Source organism: Salinivirga sp. (assembly GCF_055145285.1).
Window position 1 is genome coordinate 1 of the sequence record NZ_JBSRDC010000027.1, and the last position, 13,624, is coordinate 13,624.

10 protein-coding genes are annotated in these 13,624 nt (G+C 39.0%); 7 read left to right on the plus strand and 3 right to left on the minus strand.

Going from position 1 to position 13,624, the window contains the following annotated elements; genetic code table 11:
• Positions 1 to 138 precede the first annotated feature (138 nt).
• Positions 139 to 891, plus strand: a complete 753-nt coding sequence (locus ACTB0Y_RS05500) for a DUF481 domain-containing protein (protein ID WP_463205806.1) — start codon at positions 139 to 141, stop codon at positions 889 to 891.
• A gap of 8 nt (positions 892 to 899) precedes the next feature.
• Here ACTB0Y_RS05500 and ACTB0Y_RS05505 read toward each other — a convergent pair whose 3' ends face one another.
• Together ACTB0Y_RS05505 and ACTB0Y_RS05510 are read right to left on the minus strand one after the other, a co-directional pair.
• Positions 900 to 2,111: an L-serine ammonia-lyase gene (locus tag ACTB0Y_RS05505; RefSeq protein WP_463205807.1), complete on the minus strand. Its 1,212-nt coding sequence runs from the start codon at positions 2,109 to 2,111 to the stop codon at positions 900 to 902.
• A gap of 86 nt (positions 2,112 to 2,197) precedes the next feature.
• On the minus strand, positions 2,198 to 3,199 hold the full coding sequence (locus ACTB0Y_RS05510) for a glycosyltransferase family 2 protein (RefSeq protein ID WP_463205808.1): 1,002 nt from the start codon (positions 3,197 to 3,199) through the stop codon (positions 2,198 to 2,200).
• A 396-nt stretch (positions 3,200 to 3,595) separates the two neighbouring features.
• Here ACTB0Y_RS05510 and ACTB0Y_RS05515 point away from each other — a divergent pair, with 396 nt between their 5' ends.
• From ACTB0Y_RS05515 to ACTB0Y_RS05540, 6 genes are all read left to right on the plus strand, one after another.
• Entirely contained in the window at positions 3,596 to 4,801 is a 1,206-nt protein-coding gene (locus tag ACTB0Y_RS05515; protein WP_463205809.1) for a 6-phosphofructokinase, read from the plus strand.
• A 69-nt stretch (positions 4,802 to 4,870) separates the two neighbouring features.
• The gene (locus ACTB0Y_RS05520; protein ID WP_463205810.1) at positions 4,871 to 5,728 is read left to right on the plus strand and encodes a hypothetical protein; all 858 of its coding nucleotides are present in this window, start codon (positions 4,871 to 4,873) and stop codon (positions 5,726 to 5,728) included.
• 136 nt (positions 5,729 to 5,864) lie between these two features.
• A complete protein-coding gene (locus ACTB0Y_RS05525) occupies positions 5,865 to 8,270 on the plus strand; it encodes a PAS domain S-box protein (RefSeq protein WP_463205811.1) in 2,406 nt (801 codons plus the stop codon).
• A 1-nt stretch (position 8,271) separates the two neighbouring features.
• Entirely contained in the window at positions 8,272 to 9,720 is a 1,449-nt protein-coding gene (locus tag ACTB0Y_RS05530) for a sigma-54-dependent transcriptional regulator (RefSeq protein ID WP_463205812.1), read from the plus strand.
• 148 nt (positions 9,721 to 9,868) lie between these two features.
• The gene (locus tag ACTB0Y_RS05535; protein WP_463205813.1) at positions 9,869 to 11,917 is read left to right on the plus strand and encodes a methyl-accepting chemotaxis protein; all 2,049 of its coding nucleotides are present in this window, start codon (positions 9,869 to 9,871) and stop codon (positions 11,915 to 11,917) included.
• Positions 11,918 to 12,030: 113 nt separating this feature from the next.
• On the plus strand, positions 12,031 to 13,158 hold the full coding sequence (locus ACTB0Y_RS05540) for a hybrid sensor histidine kinase/response regulator (protein ID WP_463205814.1): 1,128 nt from the start codon (positions 12,031 to 12,033) through the stop codon (positions 13,156 to 13,158).
• A 111-nt stretch (positions 13,159 to 13,269) separates the two neighbouring features.
• On the opposite strand, the gene ACTB0Y_RS05545 is transcribed toward ACTB0Y_RS05540, so the two are convergent.
• Positions 13,270 to 13,530 (minus strand): RNA recognition motif domain-containing protein, encoded by a 261-nt coding sequence (locus tag ACTB0Y_RS05545; RefSeq protein WP_463205815.1) that lies wholly within the window; start codon positions 13,528 to 13,530, stop codon positions 13,270 to 13,272.
• Positions 13,531 to 13,624 lie beyond the last annotated feature (94 nt).

Consider the following 13,624-nt stretch of genomic DNA (forward strand, 5'->3'; position numbering starts at 1 on the left):
ATAATTTTACGAATTACTGGTTTATTTGTATTTTTGTTTCTTTGGAACAGTCCCATATCTTTTTAGGTTTTGGTAGTTCTAAATATATGGATTCTGTTCCTTTTTTCAAAGTTTCGGATAGTTGTGATATTCAGACAAATGAACAAATTTCTTATTACGCTAATTTTACTGCTACCTATCCAATTTTCAGAATTACATGCCCAGGTTGTAAATATTGAAAAGCAACGTACCGATAAAGATAAAGCCTTTTATGGCAATGTACAGGCCCATATGCAATATGAAAAAAGCAAGAAGGTAATATGGCAAAACAGTATCAGTAGCGATATGTACCTCCGGTCAGGAAAACACTATTTAATGTCTTTTACCAGTTGGGACTACATTAGTGCAGGAAAAGAAAACCTGCAGGATAAAGGCTATGAACATTTGCGCTATAATTTTATTATTGACTCATTATTTGCCTTTGAGGCCTTTGGGCAATACCAGTTTAATGATTTACGCAAAATAGAATACCGCTCCCTCGGCGGCCTTGGGCTACGATTAAATATTATTTCAGGCGACTCTCTAAAATGGTTTACCGGCACATCAGTGATGTATGAAGAAAGATTTTTTACTTATGCTGCCCCCGGGCAGTTTCACTGGCGCTTGAACCTTTACACAAATTTACTTTGGAACATCTCTGAAGCCGCCAGGCTTTCCGGAATAGTTTATTTCCAGCCGTCCATGCATGATTTCTCAAACCACAACATTGCCGGTGAAGCACAAATTCAAATAAAACTTATTCGAAAATTGAGTCTCGTGGTAAATACAACTTTAACTTACGAAACCAATCCGCCTGTAGATGTGGCCAACTTCTATTCTGTAGTGCGTAATGGCATTAAATGGGAGTTTTAACCCGGCAATTAAACATCATCATCAGCCATGCCACTGAACAATGCCAACCCGCCCGTTGAGGTTTCTTTGTAAATATTCGGCAGGTCATGGCCGGTTTGTTTCATTGTTTGCACAATCTTGTCAAAACTAATCCTGTGGCGTCCATCATTCAGCATAGCAAAAGCATTGTGGTTAAGTGCTCTTGCTGCGGCAAAAGCATTGCGCTCAATACACGGAATTTGAACAAGGCCTGCAACAGGGTCACAGGTTAATCCTAAGTGATGCTCAAGCCCCATTTCTGCACTATTTTCAACTTGAAAAATGGTACCACCAAACAACTGTGTAGTAGCAGCAGAAGCCATTGCGCAGGCAGTACCAATTTCCCCCTGGCAGCCAACTTCAGCACCAGAAATGGAGGCGTTCATTTTAACAACTGCTCCCACAAGCCCGGCAGTTGCCAAAGCACGTAAAATCTTCACTTCCGGAAAATTGTGCTGCGACCTAAGATAATAAAGCACGGCAGGCATCACCCCGGCTGACCCGCACGTAGGCGCTGTAACGATTTTTCCACCTGCTGCATTCTCTTCCGACACAGCCAAAGCATAAGCAAACACTTCAGCGCGCTTTTTCATTGAGCCGATATAAGCATTCGCTTTTATAAAATAACTTGCTGCTTTTCGGGGCAATTTCAGATGGCTTGGCAACACGCCTTCGTTCTCAAGCCCACGCTCAACAGCTGCCTCCATAACACCCCATACTTCACGCAAATAGTCCCAGATATCCTTATCCTCGTATGCCTCTACAACCTCCCAAATATGCATCCCGTTTCTATTGCAATACCTCAACACCTCATCCATATTCTTAAACGGATAAATATGAGATTCCGCTACTTTTGTTTGGTCATCGACCACAGCACCTCCGCCAATGCTATAGGCCGTCCATTCTTTTAGAACTTCGCCTTTACCATCGAGTGCCTCGAAAGTCATTGCGTTGGGATGTTTTTCCTTAAGCTCCTCAGGCTTCCATATAATTTCAAGGGCACGCTCCGGAAATACCGACAAAATAGCCACATCAGTAAGGTGCCCTTTTCCTGTAGCTGCGAGGCTGCCATAAAGCGTTACACGGTATGAATTTGCATCTTTATTTTGCTCATAAAATTGTCTGGCTGCCTTTTTGGGACCCATAGTATGGCTACTTGAAGGGCCATTCCCTATACGATATATACTTTTTATACTTTCCATACTGAATACTTTTTTGCAAATATCTGAAAATAATCTCCGCAACAGATGAACTTGCAGTTATATTTCTCAACACTGAATAGTGAAATTTAAGCTGCAAACAAACAATTAACCCCCTCAATAAAACCATGAGCATTTAAATGCTGCTTAATTTCCTGTTTTATGTCGTGGTGCGGCATGTATACGAGTATGAATGATTTGTTCGGATTAGGCAAATTCTCATAGTGAATAAGGGGCTCACTAATTTTACGTCGAAGATTAATATCGATGTAACCGTTTATCTCTATTTGATACTGTTCAAGCATTTGGGCTCGCTTTCGTATGCGCCTGCTGGCGCCCCATATATATACCTCCGGATGTTGCGAATTATTTTTTATGAGCCACAAACTAAGATATTCAGCCTTGGTACGATAAAAAGCATCAAAGCTGTATCGCTCATCATTTCTTGTCAACCTTGCCGGTGGGTCGTTCCATTGCAATAGCACTTCCGGCACTTTAGCTATTTTTACACCTTGCTCAAGCCACCTTAGCCACAATTCATAATCCTCAGGAAAATTCCCATGTCTGTAACTCCCCATTACTTCTTCTGTACTTTTTCTCCACATAGCAGTTGGATTGATAATAGGTGATTCCACAAACCTGTTTATCAGAATATCTTCGTATGTAATTAGTGAATTATTCCAATCAACAAAACGCCTAATGCCTGCTGCGCTCTGCGCATCACCTCCAAACGCTGCAAGTCCGGCAACTGCTCCATAATCCGGATGGTTTTCCAGAAATTCAAATTGCCGCTCCAACCGTTGCGGGTAGGCAAAATCATCGGCATCCATACGGGCAATATAGGGACTTTGCGCATGGCTACTCCCCAAATTTGTGGCGTAAGTTACACCTTGACGGGCTTCCTGCATTAAATTAAATCTTGCATCTTCCTGTGTACGCTTTGCAGCAATTTCCAAACTACCATCTGTCGAATTATTGTCCACAAGCATACACTCAAAATCTCTGAATGTTTGTTGAGCAATGCTATCCATAGCCAGCTCCAGTGTTGCGGCAGCATTAAAGAACGGAAGAACTACAGTTACTTGCGGCATAAAACTACGATTCCTGGAAGTTTATTATTCAGCTATTTTGTGTAATATTTAACCTGATCAACCTTTTGCCATGCACCACGTGTAAAATCGGGCTCTTTTACGGGCACGCCCTGGTTTTCGTTAGATAATTCGAGCTTCGGATTCCATCAACAAAAATTCAATGTTTCAAAGATAAAATCAATTATCATTTCTTATAAGGACTTATCTCATGTTTTGACAACATATTAATTAAACCTAAGTTGAGCGGCTTGAAGGTAGTGAAAAAGCGCTTTACTTAGGTTTAACCCAAATAAATCCTAAGGTCCATTCTTAAAATGTCCGGTTTGGCAAAAAGCTTTCATCTTTCATTGAAAAAACTTAAATTGCAGGTAGATAATACAAAAAACTGCAGAAATTATGGCCAATGTAAACAAAATAAAAGGGGTTATCGGTATTTTAACCGGTGGCGGCGATGTACCGGGACTCAATCCGGCTATCAGGGCGGTAACGATAAGAGCTTTGCGTGAAGGATATAAAGTTATAGGTTTAAGAAAAGGCTGGGGTGGCATTATAGATATGCAACGCAAACCAAAAGTTGATGAAGGAGAGCATTATATTGAACTAAACGAGGATATTGTGAACAAAGCCGGACGAACAGGTGGTACTTTTTTACACAGCACAAGAACCCGTCCCAGTCATATTCCCAAAGACCGCGTCCCCGAACACCTTAAAGAGCAGTACACCGCAGATGTAAATGACCTCACACCGGAAGTGCTTAAAAACCTGGAATACCTGGGCATAGATTACCTCATACCCATTGGTGGAGACGACACAATAAGTTATGGAGTACGCCTTTACAAGGAAGGTGTTAATGTAGTGGCCATACCCAAAACAATGGACAACGATGTTCCCGGAACCGACTATTGCATTGGCTTTAGTACTTGCATCACAAGAACCATCATGATGACCAATATTCTTCGCACATCAGCAGGTTCTCACGAAAGGTTTCTTATATTGGAGGTTTTTGGACGATATGCAGGCTTCACAGCAATGTTACCAACTATGGCCGGTGCTGCCAACAGATGCGTTATACCCGAACATAAATTTGATATTGAACACCTTACACAACTGCTTACAGAAGACCGGTTAAAAAATCCGAGTAACTATTCCGTGGTATTGGTTTCTGAGGGATCCATGTTCAAGGGCGGCGAAATGGTTTTCGAAAATAGTCAGAAAGATATGTACGGACACGCTAAACTTGGCGGTATAGGCGATTTAGTCTCTCAACGGGTAAAAGAACTCTCTCCCAAATTCAATAAAGGCCGAAAAATCAATGTCATCAACCAAAAATTAGGCTACCTGGTACGCGGCGGGGATCCGGACTCTATCGATTCCATTGTACCTATGGCCTACGGAAACCTGGCCCTTGATCTTATCCTGCAACGCGTACATGGCAGGTTGGTTGTACTCCAAAATGGCAGGTACGACAATTTACCTATCGAAGTAGTTACAAGTAACTCCAAAAAAGTCAATGTAGATAAACACTACAATATTGAGCGATTGCGTCCGCATTATAAAAGTTTTGAAATGAAACCCTTGTTCCTGATGACAAGTGAGTTTTGATTGAAAAAATTTTCTTATCGCAGAACATACATTAACTTCGAAACCTGAACTATTACGCAATAACGCTTTATGAATATATTAAAATTGCTATGGCTGTGGATTCTTATAGCCGGGCTGGCTGGTTGTGCTACGCTAAATCAAAGTGAAATTAACCAGGCAAACCGCACAGTACCAGATTCATTACAGCTGACCCCCATGCTGGATATTTATGAGCAGCGTATAGACATTGTTCGAAATAAAACCAACAGAGATAGGACTTCAGAAGGGGAAGGAACTGAAGACATGCCATACCACAATGCCGGGTTTTACCTTGGCAATGGACTTTTTTACGACCTAAATGGCAACCTTAGCCTGCTCATTCCAAAAACAGCAGGAATAGAACGCCAGCAAACTTTCCACATCGTAAAAAAAGACCACACAACACTTTTCAACCGAGTCACAGCCCTCAAACGCGATAAAAGCACCTTCAGCATTAAAGTCAAAAAAGGAATTGGGTTTTCCAGTCATTACAACATCAACCAAACCGATTCTGTAACGGAACTCATTAAAGGAAAACTATCTAATCAGAAACTGATACTTAAACCCAGTGGCAGCTACGAATATAAACGTGTACTAGCAGGAGAAGAGATACATAAAACTTCTAATGGTTACTACACCAAACAGCTGCTCAATCGCAATGATTATATTAAAAAAGACCATGCCCTTTTTCTCAAGAATGAGTTAGTCATCAGAAATCGCGAAAATGCCATTGAAATATTGAAACTGGGTTGGGGTAAAGAGCAACTTTTATATCAGATGGTTTTTTCTCAAAACAGCATTATCATCTACAACAACAAGTACTCCGGCTTTAAAATTTCACTCGAAACGCCTGGATTAATAAAAGTTTACGCTAACCAACGGTTGATAGAAACCTATAAAATAAAGTAACCTGAATTTGTTTTAAGTTTATTTCAATTTCAGCATCAGTTAGCAATATTGAATTTTTAAAACCTCAGATATTTCAAATTATTTTTATCAAACTAATATTTTTCTTAGTTTTATTGCTATGCCCTAAATAAAACAAATGAACGATTTCAAAAATATAGAGCGGTTGTTCGATAATGCCCCTATTGGTATTTTCGAAACAACAATTGACGGTAAATTCGTAGATCTCAATACAGAATTTGTCAAAATTCTGGGGTATAAATCAAAGGAAGACGTTTTCGCAAACATAAAAAAACTGGAATACGACCTTTATGTTGAGTCGGGGTTAAGAAACAAAATATTAGAATCAATAGCCCAAAAGAATGAGCTATCTGTTTTTGAAGTAAAATTTAAACAAAAAAGCGGCAGCATAATCGATGTGCGGATGTCCATTAGGCACCACTACAACGAGCAAATGAAACTAATGAACAACATTGGCATTATTGAGGACATTACGGAAAAAAAGCGCATTGGAGCCAAAAGAAAAGCCCAGGAAAAAAAGTATAGAACCCTTTTCGAGAATTCTACCGATGCTATATTAATTATTCAGCACACCAAAATAATAGAATGGAACAAAAAAGCACGTGATTTATTTTGCGCGAACACAAATTGCGAAAATATTCCCGACTTTCAGATGCTTCATCCCGAAAAACAACCTGATGATAACCTGAGCATAAATAAAGCAACCCAACTAATAGAAAAAACACTCAATAATAAACCCCAATTCTTAGAGTGGGTATTAAAAAAAATCAATGGAGAGACTTTCTTTGCTGAAATTACGCTAAGTCTGCTCGACCATGAGAAAAAAATGATTCAGGCTATCGTTAGAGATATCACCGAACGTAAAAACGCCGAGGAAAAAATACGTGACAGTGAGTATAAGTTCAGAAAAATAGTTGAAACTGCACCTGATGGCATCATCACCATTGATAAAGAGGGTATTGTTTTAAATGTCAACAAAGCATTTTGCACCCTCACCGGTTACCCGAAAGAAAAATACATCAATAACCACTTTAGCGTCTTCGAACGGTTAACAGCTGAAAGCAAAAAAAAATCGCAAAACATTTTTTATGCGCTCAAAAAAAATGAATCTGTTAACCCCATGGAAATAAGCTGGAAGCATAAATCCGGACAATTAAAAACAGGGGAACTAAGAGCAATTGCTTTTAATGACCAAAACCATGATTTTGTTATGCAGGTCAACCTGCGCGACATTACCTTGCAAAAGCAAGCCAGAGAAACAATTGTTAAAAGAGAAGCTCTTTTAAATTCCATCTTCAACTCTATACCTATTGAACTTTGGGTGGTTGACAAGAACAATAAAGTATTGACTCAAAGCGGTTATTCGAAAAAACAATGGGGCGATTTTGCCGGTAAAAATGCCAATGATTTCCCGGCCGGAATAAAGAAAGAAAAATATGACCAGATAGTTCAACAAATAAATTCCGGCAAAATCATCGAGTTTGAAGGCGAAGTAAAAATCAAAAATCAAATCAAACACTATAAACGGGTTTTCGCTCCATATTACGAAAATGAAAAGATAAAAGGACACCTGGCTTTTTCATTCGATATTACAGCATTGAAGTTAATGCAACAAGAATTGGAAAAGCACAGAGACAGTCTGGGGTCACTCGTCAAAAAAAGAACAAAAGAAACAGAAGCTCTTAACAAAAAGCTTGTAAATTCAAATGAAAAACTTGAATACCAGCGAGATGAGCTGCAAAAGGCCTTGAAAAAGCTACAAAACACACAGAATCAACTTATCCATACTGAAAAAATGGCTTCTCTCGGTATTCTTACAGCTGGTATTGCACATGAAATTAACAATCCTACTAATTTCATATATGGTGGAATTATGGGCTTAGATATCATGCTGTCCGATTTATTGCAGGAGCTCGACCGGGTAACCAAAGAAGAAAAACAATTGCCGGTAGAATTAAATATTGGAGAATTCTCCGATAATATTAAAGAATTAGTTGAATCCATAAAAACAGGTGTCGATCGTATAACCAAGATAGTAAAAGGACTCAGAACCTTCTCAAGAATGGACAATGAGGAGAAAAGCCCGGTGGATATAGAAGAAACCATAAGCTCTTCACTCACCATACTGCAAAACAAATTCAAATACAACATCGAAATAACCAAAAAGCTAACGGAGAATAATACAATTTATGGTTTTCCGGGCAAAATGGGGCAGGTAGTTTTAAACATACTGATGAATGCCATTCAGGCAATACCTGATAAGGGTACAATTAATATCGAAACCCAAAGAAATGAGACCAAAAACATGTATGAAATTATTGTGGAAGATGATGGTATCGGGATGAATGAAGATACAAAACAGAAACTCTTTGACCCATTCTTCACTACCAAAAAGGCGGGCGAAGGGACAGGTATCGGGATGTCGATTGTGCACACAATAATTGAAGACCACAATGGAAAAATATTAATTGATTCAGAACCAGGAAAAGGTTCTACATTTACAATTCAATTACCAATAGAGTAATATGCATAAAATTCTATACGTAGACGACGAAAAGAATAATCTACTAACATTTGAGCTCACGCTTAACAAATGGTATAACATTGAAATTACCACATCGCCCGGAGAGGCATTAAAAATACTTGAACGTGAAGATATTGATGTACTAATTACCGATCAGCGCATGCCCGAAATGAGTGGACTCGAGCTGGCCCAAAAAGTCAAGGATATTTACCCATGGTTAAGTATAATAATCCTAACCGCATTCGATGACTCAAATACAGTTCTGCAGGCAGTAAACCAGGGAGGGATATACCGCTATATTCTTAAACCCTGGCATTTAAACGAATTAAAACAATCCATTAATAATGCGATAGAAAACACCAAACTCAAAAAGAGCAACATTGATTTAATAAGCGACCTGAAAGAAAAAAACAGGAAACTGGTCAATTCATATAATTTCATTCTTTCATTGAAAAAACAGGTCGAGGAAGAAAACACCCAGCTTAAACAACTTATCTCAGGCCACGAAGGTAATAGTAAACATATCATCACCCAAAACCCAAAATTCCGCAAAATCATATCTCAAGCAGTCCAGGCAGCCAAAACAGACTCCACCATTTTGCTTTTAGGCGAAACCGGAACAGGAAAAGAATTAATGGCGCAAACCATACATGAAGAAAGTAGCCGGGCCGATAAATTAATGATAAAAGTAAACTGCGCAGCTATACCCGAAACCCTGGTTGAAAGCGAACTTTTCGGTCATGAAAAAGGTGCTTTTACAGGAGCCGATAAGTTAAAATATGGAAAATTTGAACTGGCCCATAACGGAACTTTATTTTTAGATGAAATTGGAGAATTACCCCTCAGCACACAGTCAAAACTACTACGGGTTTTACAGGAAAATGAATTCGAAAGAGTAGGCGGTTCACAAACCATAAAAACCAATATCAGACTTATTGCGGCTACAAACTGCAACCTCGAAGAAGCCGTTAGAAAAGGAGCATTTCGCAGTGACCTCTATTATCGAATCAATATTATTCCTGTAAAAATGCCCCCCTTGCGGGAACACAAAGAAGACATCCCGCTATTGGTTGGGCACTTTGTGGAGAAACTGAACAAAAGCAGCAAAAAAAATATTGACACCATCCCTCAAAAAACCATTAAAAAACTTCAAGCTTACCAGTGGCCCGGAAACATCCGTGAGTTACAAAATATCGTAGAAAGAGCACATGTACTAAGCACAGGCAGAAAACTTGCCATTGATGACTGGTTCAATGTCCCAACAAAACCTGCCAACGTTGACGACGAACCCACAGCCCTGCATTTACAGGAAAAAAAGCACATTCTAAAAGTTTTGAAAAGAACAAACTGGAAAATTCGCGGTGAAGATGGCGCTGCAATACTGCTCGAAATAAATCCTACAACATTGGAATCGCGCATGAAGAAATTAAACATCTCAAAACCAAAATAAACTACGATATTTCGTATATGCACGACATTTCGTAGATTTTAATCCTTTTAACTATTTCCGAATTAGCCATAACAGGCATAATAACAAAACCTTACACTAATTGGCACATCTATTGGCTAATCTATCACAAAACTAAAAGCTAATAGATATGAAGAAAATCAACGACATTAAAATCGGCGCAAGACTGAACATAATACTCAGCCTCACAATAGCCATCATTGTGGTTGCACTGGGTTTGTATATGATGAACAGCCAGCGTGCCAAAATTATAGAAGACACAGACACCCGCATGTCTGAGCAAGCAGAGGACCTTGCACGTCTGATAGAAACCCAAATAACTCAAAATCAGGTAAAAGTAAATACAGACCTGAAAGTTGCCCATCAGTATTTTTACAGTCTGGGCGACATTAAAGTAAACGAAGATGAGCTAATAAATTTCCAGGCAGTAAACCAGGAAACAAAGTCTGCCTCCAGCGTAAAAGTAAACCAATGGATGCTTAACGGGAATCAGCTCCAAAACGATCCAAAAATTGTAGACAAATTAGAGTCACTCACTAACTCTACAGCCACAATATTCCAGAAAATAGATCAGGGTTTTTTGCGTATTGCTACCAATGTCAGACAAAAGAGTGGCGAAAGAGCCACAGGCACCTATATTCCAAATTCATCGCCAGTAGCCCAAACAGTAATGCAAGGCGGTACATTCAAAGGCAGAGCATTTGTTGTAAACGACTGGTACCTCACAGCATATGAACCCATACGCATAGATGGAGAAATCAGAGGAATACTCTATGTAGGAGTTAAAGAAAAAGATATTGAAAGCATAAAAAACATCTTCTATGCTAAAAGTTATTTTGAGTCGGGCTATCCATTCCTTGTCGATGATCAAGGTAAACTTATCATTCATCCAACCAATGAAGGAGGTAGCTCTACAACCATCGATAAAATAAAATCGACAGGAAAAGAACACGGCAAACTCTCATACATGTATGAAGGCCGCAAGAAAATACTCTATTTTAAAAATGTAGATGCAATAAACTCCTACGTGGCGGTATCTATTTACGAAGATGAGTTAATGGGTATTGTAAACGCTACACGAAACGCACTGATAATTGCCATACTTGTGGCAATGGGTATTTTCATACTTATTAATTCTGCCATAAGCCGCTCCATTTCGCGTGGATTAAAAAAAGGCGTGCATCTCGCAGAAGAAATAGCAAAAGGTAACCTTAACGTGAATGTCGATATTAATCAGAAAGATGAAATAGGTCAATTGGCCAAAGCATTGAACCGGATGGCTTTTAAATTACGCGAAATAGTCACTGACATTACAGGTGAAACAGAAAATGTTGCTTCGGCAAGTCATCAGATAAGCAGTAGTTCACAAGAACTATCACAAGGAGCCAGCGAGCAGGCATCGAGTGCCGAGGAAGTTTCATCTACAATGGAAGAAATATCTTCTAATATTCAGCAAAACACCAACAATGCCAACGAAACAGAGAAAATATCGTCAATGGCCAACAAAGGCATTCAGGATGTAAGTGCCAAAGCATCACAATCTGAGGCAGCTGTAAAATCCATCTCGGAGAAAATAACCATTATCAACGAAATAGCCCGCCAAACCAACATTCTAGCCTTAAATGCAGCTGTGGAAGCAGCCCGGGCAGGCGAACACGGAAAAGGTTTCGCAGTAGTTGCAGCCGAAGTACGCAAACTGGCAGAACGCAGTCAAAAATCAGCCGATGAAATAATCGAAGAAGCTAAAAATTCGGTTAAGCTGACACAAGAATCTGGAGCATTATTGAAAGAACTCATGCCCAATGTCGAAAAAACCACACAACTTGTTCATGAAATCACTGCAGCGAGCAACGAACAAAATTCAGGTGCAGAACAAATAAATAACGCATTGCAGCAACTTAACCAGGTTACCCAGCAAAACGCTGCGGCAAGTGAAGAGTTGGCTACCAGTGCCGAAGAGCTCAACAGCCAGGCCGATAACATGCGCGATGTGGTCTCCTTCTTTACCTATGAGGATGAAACAAACAAAAAAAGACGTAAACAACAACCGAAAGCAGCTGTTGAACAGCAAGGCCAACCTGCCAGCCCCAAGTCTCACAACACTAAAACAACCCACAACAAAGGCGTAAACCTGAATTTAACCGATCAGGAAAACGACAATGAATTCGAAAACTTTTAGAACAAAATCAATAAATTAAGCTAAAAAACGGGCAGCTCAAAAGGACATCAGTACCCATACACTTACAATAAGAGCTGCCCTTTTTTCTTGACACAATTAAAACAAAAATTGCAATGAATAGCAAAATCAACATCCTATACCTCGACGATGATCGTGAAAATTTAGTTGGCTTTGCTGCTACCTTTGGTAAAATTTACAACATATTTACGGCTCAAAAAGTACAACAAGCCAGGCAAATTTTATCCAAAACCGACATCCATTTAGCTATCGTAGATTATAAAATGCCCGAACTAAATGGAATTGATTTTATTACAATTGAACAAAAAAAAGCACCCCATATCATTTTCATTATCATTTCTGCTTACACCGACAGCTCTATAGTAATAAAGGCTATTAATCAGCATAATATTTACGGATACATTCAAAAGCCATGGAATTACGATGAAGTAAAAATCATGCTAAAAAACGCAAGTAACTCCTATTTGGAAAAAATTGAAAAAGAAAGACTTACAACAGAACTTCAAAAAACAAATAAACAATTAAAGCAGGCCATAAAAAACGGAAAAAAAGCTCATGAACTAAAAAACATATTTCTCGAGAACATTTCTCATGAAATACGCACACCGCTCAATTCAATTCTGGGGTTCAACCAACTTATTGCCAATACGTCCAAGTCTGAAAGGATATCAAAATACGTAGAATACTCTATCACTGCAGGTTATGACTTACTAAATATTATTGACAGCATTTTGGAAGGATCTAAGCTAATCACAGACCAGATTGATTACAACATGAGAAAAACAAGTTTCAATGGATTATTACATCAGGCAATTGAAATAGTAAAACAAAAGCGTACCAAAGTGCCGGCTATGGAAATAATACTTGCTGAAGACAGAGACATTTACGCCGACCATCAAAAATTGACTATTTCTATTCAAAACCTGCTGGACAATGCAATAAAATTTGGGGATAACGGAAAGATAAATATACAGAGCCAGCTAACTGAAAATACTATTTTGCTGCAAATAATTGATCGGGGATGTGGAATAGAAATCGAAGAAGTTGAGCGCATTTTTGAACCCTTTAACCAAACCAGGAACAAAATATTCTCGCCCAAAAATGGCCTGGGCATGGGACTTTTTATAGCAAAAAACCATATTGAGAACATGAAAGGACAACTTAAGCTTAGTTCTCACCCGGGCAAAGGAACTTGCGCTCAAATTACATTACCTACAGCATAAAAGGCTGCCCGATGCATCAGGCAGCCTGTACTCTAAATAACCGGTAATAGAGATTAATCTTTTAATCGAAAACTTTATATGTAGAAGTTACTCGAAAAACAAATTCTGCTATTAGCGATCGTTAAACTCACGGCGTGGCCGTGCTTCGTTTACAATCATTTTACGACCTTCAAACTCCGATTCGTTCAGAGCTTCCAGTGCAGCGCGTGCTTCAGCATCGTCTTGCATTTCTACAAAACCAAAACCTTTACTGCGACCACTCATTTTATCAGTAATGATCTTAACCGACTCAACCTGTCCGTAATCTTCAAATACAGATTTCAGGTCGTCTTCTTTTACCTTGTAATTCAGGTTACCTACATAAATGTTCATTGTGAAAAAATTTAAATTAAAAAAGAAATAATAAAAACAGGAATCCGCTAAACGAAGCATTTCTTCGATACGTTTTCCAATATTGTGGAGTTTT